This is a genomic window from Gilliamella sp. LMG 34362 (genome assembly GCF_984569125.1).
This window is the reverse complement of record NZ_OZ474902.1, coordinates 2,161,965-2,178,876: the sequence shown is the minus strand read 5'-3', so window position 1 is coordinate 2,178,876 and position 16,912 is coordinate 2,161,965. Positions and strand designations below refer to the sequence as shown.

Genomic DNA, 16,912 nt, shown 5'->3' with positions numbered 1-16,912 from the left:
TCTTTAAAAGTATTGAAAGGACCTTGTATGAAAGTTTTAGTTATCGGTAATGGTGGGCGTGAACATGCCTTAGCATGGAAAGCAGCACAATCACCATTAGTGACCAAAGTATTTGTTGCGCCGGGTAATGCAGGTACCGCACTTGAAACAAATTTAGAAAACATCAATATAAAAGCAACCGACATTGCCGGACTATTAAATTTTGCACAGGAGCAACAAATAGACTTAACCATAGTCGGACCAGAAGCGCCATTAGTTATCGGCATTGTTGACAGTTTTCAAAAAGCTGGATTGAAAATTTTTGGCCCATCTAAAGCGGCTGCACAGTTAGAGGGATCAAAAGCTTTTACTAAAGACTTCTTAGCTCGTCACAATATCCCAACGGCTGAATACCAGAATTTTACCGAAATTGAGCCTGCTATTGCATATATTCGCCAAAAAGGTGCGCCAATTGTGATAAAAGCCGATGGTTTAGCTGCTGGTAAAGGTGTGATTGTCGCTATGACGCTAAAAGAAGCCGAAGATGCTGTACATGATATGTTAGCGGATAATGCCTTTGGTGATGCAGGTCATCGAGTTGTCATTGAAGAGTTTCTTGATGGTGAGGAAGCCAGTTTTATTGTTATGGTCGATGGTGAACATGTTGAACCAATGGCAACTAGCCAAGACCATAAACGAGTGGGCGATGGTGATACAGGTCTTAATACTGGTGGAATGGGAGCTTATTCACCAGCGCCAGTGGTAACTGATGATGTATTTACTAAAGTGATGGAACAAGTCATCTATCCAACAGTTAATGGCATGGCACAGGAAGGTAATGTGTATGTTGGCTTTCTTTATGCCGGTTTAATGATTGATAAACAAGGTAATCCAAAAGTTATTGAATTTAACTGTCGATTTGGTGATCCTGAAACCCAACCAATAATGATGCGAATGCAATCTGATTTGGTTGAACTCTGTTTAGCTGCTGTAGAGGGTAAATTAAACACAGTTAAATCACAATGGGATCCAAGACCTGCTTTAGGGGTAGTTCTTGCTGCAGGTGGATACCCTGGTGATTACAATACTAAAGATGTCATTTTAGGCTTACCTGCTGAAATAGATCAAGATTACAAAGTCTTTCATGCTGGAACCAGCTTAGAAAATGGACAAGTATATACTAATGGTGGGCGAGTTCTTTGTGTTACTGCACTAGGTAACACGGTATCTGATGCTCAACAATATGCCTATGAACAACTTAAAAATATCTATTGGCATGGTTGTTACTATCGTCATGATATTGGTTATCGAGCTATTGAACGAGAAAAAAATAGTTAGAAGACTAATCAATAAAAATAGCGCTGTATAGCGCTATTTTTTATCTGTTAATAAGTTAAAAAAAATTGAGGAGAGGGGTTTTTTAACCCCAAAAAGTTAAGCATAGCCTCTTTATAGCACAAATAGAACCAAAAAAAATTTTCTTAAAAAATTTGTTTGGGGTATTTGTAATGTCTAAAAGAGTAAACTATATTCTTTTGATTATAATTGAAGTATTAATACCACCAAAAGCAAAATTATTAGTTTGAAAGTATTCAATATCTAAATTTCGCCCTTCACCGACAATATAATCAAGATCACCGCATTGTGGATCCACATCATTTAAGTTAATAGTTGGGTTAAACCAACCTGAGTGCATCATTTCTAACGTTAACCACGCTTCTATTGCACCACAAGCACCAAGGGTATGACCAAAATAACTTTTTAATGATGATATTGGTGTTTTATTACCATAAATATTTGCAACCGCGTTACTTTCAGCTACATCTCCTCGTGCGGTAGCGGTGCCGTGCGCACTAATGTAACCAATTTGGTTAGCATCTAATCCTGCATCTTTTAATGATTGTTCGATACAATACTGGATTGTTTCTTGTCTTGGCTGAGTAATATGACTGGCGTCACAGTTAGTTTTGAAGCCAATAATTTCACCATAAATTTTCGCTCCGCGAGCTTTGGCATGTTCATATTCTTCCAAAACTAATGCTCCTGCACCTTCACCAATAACTAAACCATCGCGATCGCGATCATACGGCCGTGGTGATAGTTTAGGCGTGTCGTTAAGTTGACTAGTAGCAAATAGAGTATCAAAGACTGCTGCTTCCGATGGACATAATTCTTCGGCACCACCAGCTACCATTATTTTTTGCATACCGTATTTTATTGCCTCGTAAGCATAGCCAATCGCTTGGCTGCCAGATGTACAAGCACTTGATGTTGTGATCAATCTACCTTTCAAACCAAAAAATAAGCCAGTATTAACAGCAGTAGTATGCGGCATCATTTGAATATAGGTTGTTGCAGTGATGTTATTGGTATGTTTTTCATTTAACATAGTTGCAAATGACGCAACTGGTTGAGTACTACCTGTTGATGATCCAAATGCGATGCCAGTATTGCCATTAGTTAGTTCGGGGTCATCTAACAATCCTGCTTTTTCTAAGGCAATTTCAGTTGCCTTGGTTGAGAGTAGAGAAACTCTGCCCATAGAACGGGTTTTTTTTCTTGTATAGTGTTCAGGCAATACAAAATTATCAATAGGAGCACCAAGCTTGGTATGTAATCCGTCATAGATTTCCCATTCAGGCATGTATCGAACAGCATTGTCTAATTGTTTTAATTTGTGTTCAATTTCGGTCCATTCGCTACCAAATGCAGTAATGCCACCAACTCCTGTTATGACTACTCGTTTTGTCATACCATTCCTCCATTTATTGAAATGACTTGCCGTGTTATATACCCAGCATTGTCTGACATTAAATAACTTGCAAGTCCTGCAACTTCGTCAACGTGTCCCATTCTTTTCAGTGGAATCATGTTCATTGCTTCTTTTAAAGCTATTGGTTCCATATCCAATATCCCAGTATCAATTAAACCTGGTGCAATGCAATTAACAGTAATTTTTCGTTTAGCTAGTTCAAGGGCTAACGCTTTGGTTGCACCAATTACACCTGCTTTGGCAGCACTATAATTAACTTGCCCTCGATTGCCAACGATACCTGAAACTGATGATATAACAATAATTCTTCCACCATCACGTAATCCAATCATGGGCATAATACATGGGTGTAACACATTGTAAAAACTATTAAGATCGGTATGAATTACCGATTTCCAGTCATCTTGAGTTAGAGCAGGAAAAGCCCCATCTCGAATAATTCCAGCATTATTCACAACACCGTAATAAGCACCATGCAGTTCAATATCGGCTTCAATTACTTGTTGGCATTGTTCTGTGTTGCTGATATCAAATTGTATGAGTCTGCTTTTTTGACCTGTTTGTTCTATGAATTTTTGCGTTTCAAGCGCACCTTGTTTATCACTATGGTAGTGTATAACGATATCAAAACCATCTAATGATAATTTGCAAGCAATTGCTTTACCAATTCCTTTACTTGCTCCAGTGACAAGTATTGTTCGATTCATTATCCTTATCCTCCTAGTCGCTGGGAACCAAAAAGTTGAGCCAATTCGCTTTGATCGGGTTCATAAACATTTAGTTTACCAGATGCAACACATTGTTGATTGATAGTAATGTGGCAATCAAAATTAGCCAATTTTGCATCAAAAAGAACTAAATTGGCGGTTATTATTAATTCACTATTAAGAGCAAATGCTGGTAATGTAGTTTTTATTGCTCTGCCACCTAGTAACATACCCAATTGTGGTGAGTGATTTTTTTTTGTGTCATGATATCCATTCCAAACACCAATGGTTTGGGCCATTAATTCGATAGCAAAAAAGTTGGGTAGTTGATCATCATCATTTAAAAATGGGGAGAGCATGCCATCTTTCGTCACTTTCACACTACAGATACTTTGTTTATCGTCAACTAAATGAACTTTATCGATCATGATCATTGGCGTTTTGTGTGGTAAATAGAAACTTGCTGATTGATATTGCATTATACTTTTCCAATAATAAGTGATGCATTATTGCCACCAAAAGCAAAAGAGTTTGACATTATAATTGGTGTTTGTAGCATCATTTTTTCTGTAACTATATTGATTTTGTCTAGATTTTTATCATAAGGAGAAGTCGAAAAATCTTGCTGTGGTAAATAAATATTTTGGTTAAGTAACAAATAGCCTATGGCCAATTCAGTAATTGCTGCACTACCTAATGTATGCCCAGTTAGATGTTTAGTTGAACTGCAATAAGGCAAGTTTTGATTAAATAAACGATAAACAGCCTTACTTTCAGCTTGGTCATTAAGAATTGTTGCTGTGCCATGTAAATTGAGATAGCCAATTTGATCTGGTGTTAAGTTAGCATTGTGTAATGCCATTTCCATTGCAGCTTGTGCTCCAAATCCTTCCGGATGAGGGGATGAAATATGATAAGCATCCGAGGATTCTCCAGTGCCTAATAGTACAATATCGCTCGATTCTTCTTTGGTTAATAAGATTATGCCACTAGCTTCACCAATGTTTATGCCGTTGCGATCTTGAGCGAAAGGCATGCAAGGGTTATCTGATAGTGCTTCAAGTGCATTAAAGCCATTAAGTGGCATTCTGCTTAAGCTGTCAGCACCTCCAACAATCGCTGCATCAACTAAACCTAATTCAATCAATCGTTGTCCACTCATTACAGCTTTAGCACTAGATGTACAAGCGGTTGAAATGCTGTAACTAGGACCTTTTAAGTTTAGTAGTTCTGTCAAAAATCTAGATGGATCCCCTAATTCTTGTTGATGGTAATGAAAATTTGGCTGACAATGCTGTGTTTTTAGATAGTGCTTAATATTGTTGTCACCTTCATGTATTCCCGAAGTACTTGTACCCATTATGACCGCTATTCGTTTGGCACCATATTTTTCGATAGCTTGTTGTATCGGTTGTTTAATTTGCAAATATGCCGCATAGAGTAATTGATTATTTCTTGTTGAATATTGCACCAGATGCTCAGGAATAGAGGGTAAATCATCAGTAACTTTCCCTAACCAAGTTTTTTGGCCATTAAATAACCATCCTTCTTCTTTTGTTAAGCAATGTTTAGCACAATAATTTTTTAATAAATTATTAGCGATTTGTTGTTTATTGTTTCCTAAAGTGTTTATAGCGCCAAGCGCAGCAATATAAATCATCTATTATTGTTCCATACTTTGAATTGCAATTTGATAACCAAATACAGCATGTTCAATTTTAATTGGTTTTCGTATAACAGCTGCGGGCTGTTTATTATAGGTGATATTAATAATAGTTTCGTGTTGGCCATTAATAAGGGTTCTAGATAAATCGCTATCAATGAGTTGCCAATCAGTAGGTAATACTAGTTGCCATGCAGCTGTCGGCAAAATGCTCAACATGATGTCCGATAATACTTGTTCTGGTGGAGGTAGTTGTTGGATAAATATATGTTGTTTCGCTTTGATTTCACTGCCGTTGTATTGAATTTCAAACAGACGAATACCGATAGTTGAAAGTCCCATTACGGTTAACTGATTATTTTTGATGTCAACAATTGTGATAATTGAGTTTTCTTTATTATTGTATTTGAATGTTAACAATTGTTGATCATGATATTTTTGATTGATATCTAATTTTGGTAAGTTAACTTTAGTTTCTTTGGTCAACCAAGCTTCTGATTTAGGTTGAGATGAGCAAGCTGAAATCAATAGACTTAATAATAACAAAGTTAAATTTAAATATTTCTTCATCCTTTTATACCTAATATTTCATTATTTGTTTTATTTATTATTGATAACTAATGGAGCAAATAAAAAAGCAGTAAAAATGCCACTGGTTAATACCAATCCAAACCCCTTGATTGCGACAGTATGGCTTATTATTAATAGGCCAAAAGATAATATTGTGGTTAACGCAGCCATAAAAACTGCTAATAACGCACTTTGAGTTTGGCTTTTATCATTACTAAGAAATAAACTATAGTCGATACCAATACCAATAACAAGAATTAGTGCTAACATTGAGAATAAATTAAGAGTTTGATTAGTTATGCCATGCATAGCTAATGCTATTCCAATTGATAATAATGTTGGTAATGTGCTTTTTAATGCTGCTTTTATACCATATTTACGATGATAAAATATAAAGCACAAGCAAATAATGGTTACAGCACCAGCAATAAGTTGGGATAAGTGTATTCTATAGAAGGCAAACATAGTGTTAAATTCATCTCGGCGATCAAGCCAATGAATACCTTGATCAACGTCAGATAATTTTCTAATTTCATTAATATTTTTAATACCACTTATTGGAATTAATGTAGCACTTTGTCCTGATTGTAAAGTTAACCAAAGTAATTTTCTACCTTGACTAAGTTCACTTTGTTGCCATTGCTCTGGTGTAATAATCGCTTGTTTCTTATTAAGGTCAGGTAACTTAGTTTTAATTCCCATTTGCGTTAATGAGGATAAAATTTCTGGACTGTATTGTTTTACTAATTCAATATTTTGTTGTTGTTTCTGTATCGAAGGTAAATTTATACTTTGATATTGTTCAAAATAACCTGCTAATTTGGCTTGTTCAAGTTTGAGTGAAAATTGTTCTAGTCGTTGCAAGGTTTGTTCAGCTGTATCACCAAACACGATAAACCATTTTTGATCAGTTGTCTGATGGGTGATGCTGATAATTTTTTGTTCTTGTTGTTGTAATTGTACTGGTAATGCTTGTAGTTTTCCAATATCGTCATCGACCTTTAAATTAATTAAGCCATAACCAATAAATAATACTGCAATCGATACCATTAACCATTGCATCTGTTTATATTGCCATAAATTTAACCAGCGATTTAATAATTTATAACCAACATGTTCACGGACAGGCAATTTGTTAACTAGTAATGGATACCAGCATATAACGGTTAAAAAAGCACCTATCAAGCCAAATACTGCAAATATGGATAGCTGTTTTAAACCAGGAAAAGGTGCAATTAGTAAAATAATATAAGCAATAAAACTTGTACATAATGCTAAAGTTAGCGTTGATATTAGTTTTTTTAAACTGGCATAAGGTGATTCTTGATTCCCATGTAACAGTCGTTCTGTTAAGTAGTGAAGTGAATAATCAACGGTTATACCTATGACACTAGTGCTCATAACTAGTGTCATAATATGAATTTCACCAAATAGAGTTAAAACCGCAATTAAACCACAAATTAAACCAATAAAAATTGACAGTAAAGATAGAATTATCGGCCTTATGGATCGAAATATACTAATAATTAATATTACAATACCGATAATTGATAGACTACCAATTGTGGTGATATCATCTTTAGCTTCACTACTGGCATAATCGCTATAGAACAGCACACCTCTTTTTAAAATTTCAACACTTGGCCATTGTTCATGTAATTGTTTGGTAAGATCATTTAACTGAGAGGTGATCTGATGTGATTGACTCATATTAAATGATGAATCATTTAACTCAGCGTAAATCATATACCATTGATTGCCTAGGTTGTCTTGTCCAGACAACCAATTATTTTGGATAGTTAATCCACCTGAGTTTGCTAGTTGATTCAATTGTGATGAGCGTGTTAGTAAAAGCGGATCATTTTCTAATTCAGTCGCACTTATCCCGCTAAAAGGAGAATATAATTGGCTTTGAATCCAATTTAGTTGCGTATGATTTTTTAATCTTTCTTGGGTTTTCGTATCGAGCAATTGGTAGCGATATTTGAATGCAAACTCTCCCCACTTTGTTTGAAATTGTTCGTCGAAATAACCATTTACTTCACCGATAAAAGATTGCTTTTTTAAAGTTTGATACCACCAATTTACAGGTTCTAATTCATTATTTTCCGGCTTAATTAACCAGACTAACTGTTTGTCCAATCGATTTTGGAAGCCGTCAATGAGTTCAGTTGGAACATTGTTGGTTTGTTCTTTTGGCAATAAAGATAAAACACTACTATTGATTTTACTGCTAACTAAAAGATTATATGCAGTAAAAATCAGACAGACCACTATTATTAACCATAGAATTGCTCTTCTTGTTAATATTAATCGATTATCGGAATAACAATTGTTCATTTTGACTTAATTTCATTGTTTTATGATTTGCGAATGTCAGCTCTGTTTTATCATCTTGCATATCATTAATGGTAACTTTTTCCAAATAAGATTTACCATTGAGAATTATCTGTTTGAAAATTTTGTTTAAAGGCGCTAATTTTGGTTGTAGTGTTACGGTCCAATATTTATTTTGTTCGGTTAGCGTTATATCAAAATTACTTTCAAGCATATCTTTATCGGCAGTGAAAATTGCGGTTAAGAGATGGTTAAATTGAAAAAGTTGTGGCTGTTTTTCAGCAGTTATAATTTCTGGATCTTGGCCTTCTATTCGTTGTTCCATCCGTTGTTGATTCATTTTTAATGTCATCGCAAAAGGTGTCTTTTGTTGCCACCATAATCCTAATTCTTTGGATATGATCATTTTTCCTGTTGAATGAATGGGTGCAGTTAAACCATTAATATAGCGATCTTGAACAAAATCAGCACGAACAACTTGGTTTTTACTAAATAACTGTTGTAAATCAGTTAACGTTATTGCACTGGATATAGTTGAAAAGGTTAATAGTAGTGCCGAGAATAAAATAGTAAGGTATTTTTTCATTTGATTAATCCAAAACATTGCAAAAATATGTCAGGTGTGACAAAGGTCATTTCTTGATTAGCAGCCGATACCGCAACTTGAATTGTATAGCCTGATGTCGTTTTTTTACCTGTTTTTTTATCTTTTATTAGGTAGCTTATTTTTATTCTATGCTCATATTCTTCAAGTTTGGCATTAATTTCTAAGGTTTGTTCAGCTAGCACTGGTGCGGTATATTTGATTTTGGCATCTACAATCGGCCATAGATAACCGGAATCAATCATTTCTTTATAACCGTAGTTAAATTTTCTAAATAAGGCTTCGCGAGCTTTTTCGAAAAATTTAAGATAATTACCATGCCAAACAACACCCATAGCATCAGTATCATGAAAAGATGGGGTATAGTCGATAGTGATATAGCAGTTGTTAAAATTATTCATCTTTATTACTAAGTGTTTCAGGTGGATTAAATTGCCAAAAATCGAAAAAATTGAACCAATCAAGTGGTGATTGTAGACAATAATATTCTAGCCTATTAGCGTAAAACTGTACGATTTGTTCAAGTTCTTCTTGTCTGTTTTTTCTTGATAGTTTTAACTCATCAGTAAAGTGTTCAAGGTATATTTGGAATCGCCCGTTTGGTTTTAATCCCCAGCAAAAGTAAACAGGAAATTTTAATGCAGAAGATAATACAAACGGTCCTTTAGGAAAGGGAGCAGGTTTACCAAGAAAGTTTGCCCAAATAATTGAGTTTTCGGGTACTCTCTGATATGGATTAACCGAAGTCCTATCTGCAATGATAGCGACCCATTCACCAGCTTCTAGTTTTTGCTGAAGTAATATGGCTGTATCTGCACCTAAAGTTGCGACTTCAATTAAATTAATAATCGAAGCTTCATTAACTTGTTTTAATACTTGATTAAATCGTACTGCATTACGTTTATGAACTAGGGCATTAATTTTCACATTATGTGATATTTCAGCTAGTGCTCGACACATTTCAATATCACCTAGATGGGAACAAATTAATATAATGCCTTTTTGTTCAGAAACTAACTTTAAAAATTCGTTTTTATTCGGTGCATAAATGTCATCAAGTTTTATATCACCTTGCCAGCTGGCAAGTTTGTCTAAGAGTGATTCACCAAAATGTTGAAAATGTTGGAAAGAAGTTAATTTTTTCTTCTCTATTAAAGGAACATTTTGATATTGTTTAAGAATTTTTTCTAAATATATTTTGGATGCTTGCCGTTGTTTTTTTCCAGTTAACCAGAAATAACTAATTACCGGGAACATGATTATTTGAGCCGCTCGACGACCTAATAGGCGATATAACATTAAAATTAATTTAATACCAAATAGACCTTTGCGTTCTTCAGTTTGTGACCAGTGCGTACCTTTATTTTTCTTCAATCGGTTATGTTTTATTAATTTTGGTATTCGTGGCAACATGCCAAAAAAAAGTCGTGTATGCATCCAACTAATTAATAGGTTATCTTTGCAGGCTTTAAAGTGAGAAACTCCATCAATGGGATAAGTCACATGAGTTGGTACAAAAACTGAATCGATGCCTTGCCAATATAATCGAACCATGATGTCGGTATCAAAGTCCATTTTTTTACCAATTTGGTATTGTTTTGTCAGTTTACATGTTGGTTTTAAAGGATAAATACGAAATCCGCACATACTGTCTTTTATATTAAAAGATAAGGTTTCTATCCATACCCAAAAATGGGTTATATACCTTGCAATGAGGCGATGTTTTGGCACTGAATCATCATAGACAGGACAACCAGATATCAATGCATTCGGGTTTAATTTAGATTGTTCGATAAGTTGCCTTACAATTTTACTATCATGTTGACCATCTGCATCAATCTGTATGGCATAATCAAAATTTTGATTAAATGCATGGTTAAATCCACACATCACAGCCGCACCTTTACCTTTATTTGAAGATAATCGAACTAGATTTACCCATGGGTATCGATTACTGATTTCAATTAGTTTTTGTGCTTGTTCATATGCACTACCATCATCAATTAAAAAGCAAGGAATCTGATATTGCTCAATATTTTTGAGTACATTGGCTAATGCATCACTATGATTATAACAAGGGATAATAAAACAATAACTATCAGACAAGTGCGGTGCTGCTACTGACATAGGGTAAGCTTTCCTGTGCTTGCTATCTTATTGTTATTGTACTTGGTAATAAAACTATAAGTAAATTTTAGTTTTTGGGTATCTTTATCCCAAATTAAGGTTAATTTTAGATGATCATTGGGTAATATCGGTGATTGAAATTTTACTACTTCAATGGATGATATTGATAAATTAAAATTGAATAGCTTTTGGGCATAACCAAGAACCCAATTAAGCTGTGTCACCCCAGGTAATACTGGTTGTGTAGGGAAATGCCCTTGAAACCAAAAAAGATCTGGTGGTATGGTGATTTCAATATTAGCTTCTGTTTCAGTTTTTATAATGTTTATTTCTGTGGCTAACTCTTTTTTCATATCTTATCTGTTGCATCAAATAATGCTTTTAAGTCAGTATAAGTGCATTTACCCTGTGAATTTTTCGGAAAATTTTCAATAAAACGCCATTTTTTCGGCATTTCGACTAATGATAATGTATCTTTCAGTAAATGTCGAAAATATTGTGTAAGTTTAAAGTGGTTAAAGTTATCTATTTCTTTACTATTTGTTAAGTTTATTTTGATAATGGCGCCTAAAATGGTTCGATTATTTTGTTCTAATGGAATCACAATTACTTGTTCAACTACTGCAAGTTTATTTATTTGTTTTTCTATAAATGTAAGGGATAAGCGTTGTTCGGCAATCTTGACTATTTTATCTATGCGACCTTTTAAATAGAATTTTGTATCATCTATTTTTTGTAATTTATCGCTTAGTAATTCAGCCTGCTGCAGTAATGGTGATATCAATAGTGGTTGATGATCTGAGGTGTATTTTATTTGGATTGGGTAAAAAAGTTCCCAAGGTGTATTTAACGATTTTTGCTTTCTTTTGGCTATAATTCCTGTTTCACTTGAACCATAAATTTCACAAGGTAATACGTTGAAATTTTGTAAGCAAGATTGAGCATTGTCGAAACTCAGTTTTCCACCAGAAGAAAACACCTCTTCACACTTAATAATTGGTAATTTATTATCTAAATTTTTAATAATTGATGGCGTTGTAATATAAGTTATTTTTTGGGATTGGTAAGTCGCTAATTGCTCTTGATAGAGTATTGTTTCGCATACAAAAGGTATTTTACAACTTAACGATAACATTATTTTGAAAGTTAGCCCATACATATGTTCATGTGACACAGAAGCAACAAATAGATCATTGGTTGGTGCGCCTAAATTATTTATCAATATCGCAATTTCATCTTCAAGTTGAGAAATTGACTTCTTAATTGGTTTGGGTAATCCAGTTGAACCTGAGGTAAATAATGTTAATGATGGTTGTTTAAATTTTGGATTGATTGTACTAATTTTCCCATCTAATTGAAGCTGATTGATATCAATGATTGGTATTGTAGTTGGTAAATTAATATTTGCGATATCAATATCAGTTAATATTGCCTGATAATAGTGTTGTAACTCAATATAGTTAGGATTTAGTAGCAGTGGATGTTTTCCTGAATATAGGAGAGCGAAAAGTCCTGCAACAAAATTAAAACTGTCATCCATGAATAAAACCCAGTTTTTTTCTGGATGTTTTCTAATTTTGCTGACAATAGTATTGGTTAGTTTTTTTAAATCACCAACTGTAAGTGGTAGGTGTTTTCTGTATGCTATTATTTCATAATCAGGGCGTAATAATTGCTCCGATAATAAAACTAATGTTTTAGTTTTTGACGAACAATCCATTCTCCCCCCATTAATAGTCCAGTAAAGATATAACTTATTAATCCGTTATATATTGTCCACCAATACATATCATTAATGAAACATGTAATTAGTGCAATTGAACCATTTAATATAAAAAGTAAACACCAACAAATAGTTACTTTTCTTGTATATTCAATCGTACTCGGTGTTAAATTACCTTCTTTTAATCTGGCAAATTTTTCAATAATATTTTGTGGTTGATATAATGAGTAGCCAAAAAAGATTAAGAATAGTAGGTTAGTTGCTACAGGGTAATAAAGTAAGAATTGAAATTCGTTAAATACCCAACTAATTAATGCTAATAACAACCCAAAGCACGTTACAACTTTAGCTAACCAACCTATATTTGAAAATAAATTAGGTAATGTAATTAGTCTCAATATTAAGAATGTAACAATACATAAAATAGCAATATTGATTACTTGATATTTGAAAGATAAGTAAATAACCAGAGGGTAGCAAAACAGGATAACCCCTGTTATTGCTTTTATTATTAACTTTACCTTATTCATTAAGCTATTTAGTATTCATTAAATTGTCTACTGCATCAACAACGTCTTGAACAGTTCTAACTGCTTTAAATGTTTCTGGATCGACTTTTTTGCCAATCTTTTTTTGTAAATGTACGACTAAATCTACAGCATCAATACTGTCTAAGTCTAATTCTTCAAAAAGTTTAGATTCTGGCTTAATCTGATCGGCAGGTAATTCAAAAAGTTGCACTAGTGCAGATTGAACTTGTTGAAAAATTTGTTGCTTATCCATTAAAAAACTTCCTTATTACTGTTGAGAACTAATTAAATCAGCTAAAGTTGCGACTGAGTAAAATGCTTTTTTGGTTTCTTCACTTTCAGATGATAAAACAATACCATATTGATTTTTGATCGCAAGACCTAGTTCTAGTGCGTCTATTGAATCTAAACCTAATCCATCTCCAAATAGTGGGGCTTGCGTATCAATATCTTCTGGTGTGATATCTTCTAAATTAAGAACATCAATTATTAATGCCTTTATATCATGATGTAGAGTTTCCATTTTATTTCCTTTGTATCTATTATTCTTTTAATGGTTCTAGGGTTAACAATGATGCAAGATGTCTTGTCAGTTTTCTTGCGGCAATAGTAGTATTTTGATCTAAAAAATCTTCAATTTTAATCTTTTCACCGACAGTGATATTAAACACGGCCTTTCTTTTAGGAATGTCATACCATTTTTGTTGTTTTATCAACCACGGTGGATTGCAATGAATATGTATGATTCGAATATCTGCATGGCACCGCAATGCTATATTTGCAGCTCCCCTTTGTAATGTTATAGGGTTATTGGGTATGCTTCTTGTTCCTTCTGGAAAAATCAAAATTTTACCCTTGTTAGATAAGATTTTGTTGCATTGTGGTAGTATCCTGCTTGATTCTCCATTAAGAATATAACCTGCCGTTTTAATAATACGACTGATGAAAATATTATTAAGTAAAGCTCCTTTAACCAAGCAATCACATCTACGCATAACGGATACCAGCAATACAACATCTAATAAAGAGGGATGATTTGCAATGATTAAACAACCTTCATCGTGTTTTAATTTTTCAATTCCTGTAAATTGATAATTAAAAATACCTAGATATTTTATTATCCACAAAAATACTTTAAAACTTATACTAATGCTATATTGAGCAATTATTGTTCTTTTCTGTTTATTCCATACGAATAATCTTAATAAACTAAACCAGATTATCGAAAGAACGATTAATCCATAAAGACCAAATATAATAAAACCCAATGCGGTTGCGAATAATCGCCACCACTGATTTAAGGTATATGATTTTTGTTTGTTTATGTATTGAGAGTCCATTGCCAATCTTGAGATAAACCTTTTATGATGAATTGTTGCTTTTTATTTAAAAATGCATTTAAAAAAGCTAACGATTGAGGATAGTCGATTTGATTTGATTGTGATGTTTTTTCAATACTTTGACAAGTAAATTGATTACCTTTAGTTAAAATATATCCTACCGCATAGTAAGGAATTAATTGGTGAACAATTGTTTGATAAGATTGAGGTATCATACCATCAAAATCAATTAATAGTACTTTTTTATCTTTTTGAAGTAATGTCGGTAATGCTTCTAACAAACTTTGCTGAAAACTATCATCATTTGCACTAAGTGAAGTGACGGGTACTGTTTGTTTGGCAATAATCGTGAATAATCCTGATGCTGTATTATGTACTGATAATGCGAAGTCAGTTGGTGAAATATCAACATTTTGATTTAACGATTTAAGTATTTTATATGTTCTTTCAAGTTCACCATGCCTACTTGAGAATATAGCTAAGTCAAATTTGTTATTTTCAATAAGCTCTAAACCAACTTCAACAGCTAGGCGTGATGAAATACTCATCCTCCTTGCTTGCATCATAGGTAGTTTATTGAGTTTGGGAAGTGGTAAATCCCAATTGTGGTTAATCTGTTTTGACCATAATTGCCAGTCAGATTTAGAAGATAAACCAGCAGATAAAGCAAACCAATTTTCGATTGAAAAAGAAAATTTCATAGTAATGTTTTTAATTAATTCTTTACTTAGTTACTTTTTGTAATATTATTACAATCAATAATTCTGGAGAAACATCAAATTTAATTTATACAATACAGTAAAACAATAAAAAGGCAATAGATTGACAGAACAAGAAAACATCAGGTATGGATTTAATAAAGAGATTTATACTGCATTAGAAGCAATTACAGAAGCCCAAAAAATAGCCTTTGCACCAATTTTATTCCAAGCAATCATCGCTATGAAAAATCATGGTATTTTATCTCACATTGATCAGGCTGGAAAAAATGGTATTAATTTAGATGATCTAACTAAAAAAGTTTCTTTATCTTCTTATGCAATTGAACTACTGTTAGATGTTGCACTTAGCATGCGTGTCATTTATCAACAAGATTCAAACTATGTTTTAGGTAAAATAGGTCATTTTTTATTACATGACAAAATGACAGAAATTAACCTCAATTTTTCCCAAGATGTTTGTTATCAAAGCATGTTTTTCCTTCAAGAGGCGCTTGAAAAAGGTGAACCAAGCGGCTTGAAAATTTTTGGTGAGGGAAAAACGATTTATCCAATGTTACAATCATTACCAAAGCAAGCTAAAAAAAGTTGGTTTGAATTCGATCATTTCTATTCGGATAACTCTTTTCCTGCTGCTTTGCCTTACATTAGTGAATTAAAACCAAAACATATTTATGATGTTGGCGGAAATACAGGTAAGTGGGCGATTTTTTGTGCTAAACATTTACAGAAAACTCAAGTAACAATCTTAGATTTACCTGAACAAATAACTGTCGCCAACGAAAACATCAAACAAGCAGGCTATGATGATCGTATTGATGGTGTTTGTGTTAATGTATTAGATGCTCAAATTTTACCTAATCAAGCAGATGTATGGTGGATGAGTCAGTTTCTAGATTGCTTTAATTCGGATCAAATTACCCAGATATTAAAATTAATCCACCGTAGTATGCAAGATGATGCTACAGTCTGTATTATGGATCTTTTTTGGGATCGCCAAAATTTTGAAGCAGGGGCTTTAAGCTTAAATGCTTCCTCTCTCTATTTTACTTGTTTAGCTAACGGTAATAGCCGTTTTTATCATTCCAAAGTGTTTTATCAATGTTTGAATGAAGCTGGTTTTCACGTTGAGAAAGATATTGATGGACTTGGATTTGGACATACTTTACTTATATGTAAAAAACGTTAATAACAAAAATCTTAAAGGAGTAAACAATGAAATTTTTTAAATATATTGCTGCATTTTTCTTAGTTTCACTATTGTTTGGTTGTGCAGGTAAATATCAAGCACCAAACAATATTACCACCCCAGTTAATGGTTTAACTAAAGCACAGGTTAAACAAGCTATTTTAGATAGTGGAACAAAAGGTAAAGCAGCATTCGGTACTTGGAAAATGGAAGTCTTAAATAGCAATACTATTAGAGGTCATTTATTCAACCGTAAATTTGAAGTTGTAGTTGATATCCCTTATTCAGCGACAAGTTATTCAATCAATTACGTGTCTGTTAGTCCAAACTTGCAAGGTAGTAATGGAAAAGTTCATCGTAATTACAATCGCTGGGTAAATAATCTTGATGTTAAAATTAGAGAAAGTATTTTCAGAGCTAAATAAAAACTTAATCTAAAAATTATGTTATTCTAAAATAAAGTTCTACTAAGCCCAAAATTTTTTGGGCTTTTTTTGTTGAATTCATTATCGATATTATATTTTTCTATTCACTGTTTTTGACAATATAATGTGATTAACTGTGAATTAGAACATGATAGATAATAACAAAATGGTAAGATAAATGGGATGTAACAAAATAAAAGGGAAATAATGAAATTGTTTTTTGAAA

At 33.1% G+C, this 16,912-nt stretch carries 19 protein-coding genes; 3 read left to right on the top strand and 16 right to left on the bottom strand.

Translation table 11 applies throughout. The features are described 5' to 3' along the window. The first annotated feature begins 27 nt into the window (after nucleotides 1-27). On the top strand, nucleotides 28-1,317 hold the full coding sequence (gene purD, locus AC5LWZ_RS09965; protein WP_493463617.1) for a phosphoribosylamine--glycine ligase: 1,290 nt from the start codon (nucleotides 28-30) through the stop codon (nucleotides 1,315-1,317). Nucleotides 1,318-1,504: 187 nt separating this feature from the next. Here purD and AC5LWZ_RS09960 read toward each other — a convergent pair whose 3' ends face one another. Genes AC5LWZ_RS09960 through AC5LWZ_RS09885 form a run of 16 tightly spaced genes read right to left on the bottom strand, consistent with a single transcriptional unit; the run spans nucleotide 1,505 to nucleotide 15,054 of the window. Further along, nucleotides 1,505-2,731 carry a beta-ketoacyl-ACP synthase gene (locus tag AC5LWZ_RS09960; RefSeq protein ID WP_086354114.1) on the bottom strand — a complete coding sequence of 409 codons (1,227 nt, stop codon included), beginning with the start codon at nucleotides 2,729-2,731 and terminating at the stop codon, nucleotides 1,505-1,507. After that, nucleotides 2,728-3,459 carry a 3-ketoacyl-ACP reductase FabG2 gene (locus tag AC5LWZ_RS09955; protein WP_086354113.1) on the bottom strand — a complete coding sequence of 244 codons (732 nt, stop codon included), beginning with the start codon at nucleotides 3,457-3,459 and terminating at the stop codon, nucleotides 2,728-2,730. Before AC5LWZ_RS09955 ends, AC5LWZ_RS09960 begins: the two co-directional genes overlap by 4 nt. A gap of 5 nt (nucleotides 3,460-3,464) precedes the next feature. Further along, nucleotides 3,465-3,938, bottom strand: a complete 474-nt coding sequence (locus AC5LWZ_RS09950) for a hotdog family protein (protein ID WP_198191815.1) — start codon at nucleotides 3,936-3,938, stop codon at nucleotides 3,465-3,467. After that, a complete protein-coding gene (locus tag AC5LWZ_RS09945; protein WP_493463616.1) occupies nucleotides 3,938-5,119 on the bottom strand; it encodes a beta-ketoacyl-[acyl-carrier-protein] synthase family protein in 1,182 nt (393 codons plus the stop codon). The genes AC5LWZ_RS09950 and AC5LWZ_RS09945 overlap by 1 nt, the downstream gene beginning before the upstream one ends. Before the next feature lie 3 nt (nucleotides 5,120-5,122). Then, nucleotides 5,123-5,692, bottom strand: a complete 570-nt coding sequence (locus AC5LWZ_RS09940; RefSeq protein WP_198191813.1) for a DUF3261 domain-containing protein — start codon at nucleotides 5,690-5,692, stop codon at nucleotides 5,123-5,125. A gap of 30 nt (nucleotides 5,693-5,722) precedes the next feature. Then, nucleotides 5,723-7,966, bottom strand: coding sequence for an MMPL family transporter (locus tag AC5LWZ_RS09935; RefSeq protein WP_493463615.1), 2,244 nt, complete (start codon nucleotides 7,964-7,966; stop codon nucleotides 5,723-5,725). A 43-nt stretch (nucleotides 7,967-8,009) separates the two neighbouring features. After that, complete coding sequence (locus AC5LWZ_RS09930; RefSeq protein ID WP_493463614.1) at nucleotides 8,010-8,615, bottom strand: LolA family protein; 606 nt, start codon at nucleotides 8,613-8,615, stop codon at nucleotides 8,010-8,012. Then, on the bottom strand, nucleotides 8,612-9,034 hold the full coding sequence (locus AC5LWZ_RS09925) for an acyl-CoA thioesterase (RefSeq protein ID WP_294910744.1): 423 nt from the start codon (nucleotides 9,032-9,034) through the stop codon (nucleotides 8,612-8,614). Before AC5LWZ_RS09925 ends, AC5LWZ_RS09930 begins: the two co-directional genes overlap by 4 nt. Further along, nucleotides 9,027-10,760, bottom strand: coding sequence for a glycosyltransferase family 2 protein (locus AC5LWZ_RS09920; protein WP_493463613.1), 1,734 nt, complete (start codon nucleotides 10,758-10,760; stop codon nucleotides 9,027-9,029). The genes AC5LWZ_RS09925 and AC5LWZ_RS09920 overlap by 8 nt, the downstream gene beginning before the upstream one ends. Continuing rightward, nucleotides 10,751-11,113 (bottom strand): 3-hydroxyacyl-ACP dehydratase FabZ family protein, encoded by a 363-nt coding sequence (locus tag AC5LWZ_RS09915; protein WP_294883490.1) that lies wholly within the window; start codon nucleotides 11,111-11,113, stop codon nucleotides 10,751-10,753. The genes AC5LWZ_RS09920 and AC5LWZ_RS09915 overlap by 10 nt, the downstream gene beginning before the upstream one ends. Beyond that, nucleotides 11,110-12,480 (bottom strand): AMP-binding protein, encoded by a 1,371-nt coding sequence (locus AC5LWZ_RS09910; protein ID WP_493463612.1) that lies wholly within the window; start codon nucleotides 12,478-12,480, stop codon nucleotides 11,110-11,112. The genes AC5LWZ_RS09915 and AC5LWZ_RS09910 overlap by 4 nt, the downstream gene beginning before the upstream one ends. Then, nucleotides 12,450-13,013: a COG4648 family protein gene (locus AC5LWZ_RS09905; protein ID WP_294883494.1), complete on the bottom strand. Its 564-nt coding sequence runs from the start codon at nucleotides 13,011-13,013 to the stop codon at nucleotides 12,450-12,452. Before AC5LWZ_RS09905 ends, AC5LWZ_RS09910 begins: the two co-directional genes overlap by 31 nt. A 4-nt stretch (nucleotides 13,014-13,017) precedes the next feature. After that, nucleotides 13,018-13,266: an acyl carrier protein gene (locus AC5LWZ_RS09900; RefSeq protein WP_034904287.1), complete on the bottom strand. Its 249-nt coding sequence runs from the start codon at nucleotides 13,264-13,266 to the stop codon at nucleotides 13,018-13,020. Nucleotides 13,267-13,281: 15 nt separating this feature from the next. Continuing rightward, the gene (locus AC5LWZ_RS09895; RefSeq protein ID WP_065578618.1) at nucleotides 13,282-13,536 is read right to left on the bottom strand and encodes a phosphopantetheine-binding protein; all 255 of its coding nucleotides are present in this window, start codon (nucleotides 13,534-13,536) and stop codon (nucleotides 13,282-13,284) included. 19 nt (nucleotides 13,537-13,555) lie between these two features. After that, nucleotides 13,556-14,353, bottom strand: coding sequence for a lysophospholipid acyltransferase family protein (locus AC5LWZ_RS09890; RefSeq protein ID WP_294883498.1), 798 nt, complete (start codon nucleotides 14,351-14,353; stop codon nucleotides 13,556-13,558). Continuing rightward, a complete protein-coding gene (locus AC5LWZ_RS09885) occupies nucleotides 14,335-15,054 on the bottom strand; it encodes a beta-ketoacyl synthase chain length factor (protein ID WP_294883500.1) in 720 nt (239 codons plus the stop codon). The genes AC5LWZ_RS09890 and AC5LWZ_RS09885 overlap by 19 nt, the downstream gene beginning before the upstream one ends. Nucleotides 15,055-15,193: 139 nt before the next feature. Between AC5LWZ_RS09885 and AC5LWZ_RS09880 the strand changes: the two genes are divergently transcribed. Continuing rightward, the gene (locus AC5LWZ_RS09880; RefSeq protein ID WP_363317476.1) at nucleotides 15,194-16,261 is read left to right on the top strand and encodes a methyltransferase; all 1,068 of its coding nucleotides are present in this window, start codon (nucleotides 15,194-15,196) and stop codon (nucleotides 16,259-16,261) included. Between the two features lie 26 nt (nucleotides 16,262-16,287). Beyond that, nucleotides 16,288-16,686, top strand: coding sequence for a hypothetical protein (locus tag AC5LWZ_RS09875; protein ID WP_294883504.1), 399 nt, complete (start codon nucleotides 16,288-16,290; stop codon nucleotides 16,684-16,686). Nucleotides 16,687-16,912 lie beyond the last annotated feature (226 nt).

Excerpts from the sequence above, each read along its gene's own strand:
- purD (WP_493463617.1), top strand. The coding sequence starts at position 28 with ATGAAAGTTTTAGTTATCGGTAATGGTGGGCGTGAACATGCCTTAGCA.
- AC5LWZ_RS09960 (WP_086354114.1), bottom strand. The coding sequence starts at position 2,731 with ATGACAAAACGAGTAGTCATAACAGGAGTTGGTGGCATTACTGCATTT.
- AC5LWZ_RS09955 (WP_086354113.1), bottom strand. The coding sequence starts at position 3,459 with ATGAATCGAACAATACTTGTCACTGGAGCAAGTAAAGGAATTGGTAAA.
- AC5LWZ_RS09950 (WP_198191815.1), bottom strand. The coding sequence starts at position 3,938 with ATGCAATATCAATCAGCAAGTTTCTATTTACCACACAAAACGCCAATG.
- AC5LWZ_RS09945 (WP_493463616.1), bottom strand. The coding sequence starts at position 5,119 with ATGATTTATATTGCTGCGCTTGGCGCTATAAACACTTTAGGAAACAAT.
- AC5LWZ_RS09940 (WP_198191813.1), bottom strand. The coding sequence starts at position 5,692 with ATGAAGAAATATTTAAATTTAACTTTGTTATTATTAAGTCTATTGATT.
- AC5LWZ_RS09930 (WP_493463614.1), bottom strand. The coding sequence starts at position 8,615 with ATGAAAAAATACCTTACTATTTTATTCTCGGCACTACTATTAACCTTT.
- AC5LWZ_RS09925 (WP_294910744.1), bottom strand. The coding sequence starts at position 9,034 with ATGAATAATTTTAACAACTGCTATATCACTATCGACTATACCCCATCT.
- AC5LWZ_RS09920 (WP_493463613.1), bottom strand. The coding sequence starts at position 10,760 with ATGTCAGTAGCAGCACCGCACTTGTCTGATAGTTATTGTTTTATTATC.
- AC5LWZ_RS09915 (WP_294883490.1), bottom strand. The coding sequence starts at position 11,113 with ATGAAAAAAGAGTTAGCCACAGAAATAAACATTATAAAAACTGAAACA.
- AC5LWZ_RS09910 (WP_493463612.1), bottom strand. The coding sequence starts at position 12,480 with ATGGATTGTTCGTCAAAAACTAAAACATTAGTTTTATTATCGGAGCAA.
- AC5LWZ_RS09905 (WP_294883494.1), bottom strand. The coding sequence starts at position 13,013 with ATGAATAAGGTAAAGTTAATAATAAAAGCAATAACAGGGGTTATCCTG.
- AC5LWZ_RS09900 (WP_034904287.1), bottom strand. The coding sequence starts at position 13,266 with ATGGATAAGCAACAAATTTTTCAACAAGTTCAATCTGCACTAGTGCAA.
- AC5LWZ_RS09895 (WP_065578618.1), bottom strand. The coding sequence starts at position 13,536 with ATGGAAACTCTACATCATGATATAAAGGCATTAATAATTGATGTTCTT.
- AC5LWZ_RS09890 (WP_294883498.1), bottom strand. The coding sequence starts at position 14,353 with ATGGACTCTCAATACATAAACAAACAAAAATCATATACCTTAAATCAG.
- AC5LWZ_RS09885 (WP_294883500.1), bottom strand. The coding sequence starts at position 15,054 with ATGAAATTTTCTTTTTCAATCGAAAATTGGTTTGCTTTATCTGCTGGT.
- AC5LWZ_RS09875 (WP_294883504.1), top strand. The coding sequence starts at position 16,288 with ATGAAATTTTTTAAATATATTGCTGCATTTTTCTTAGTTTCACTATTG.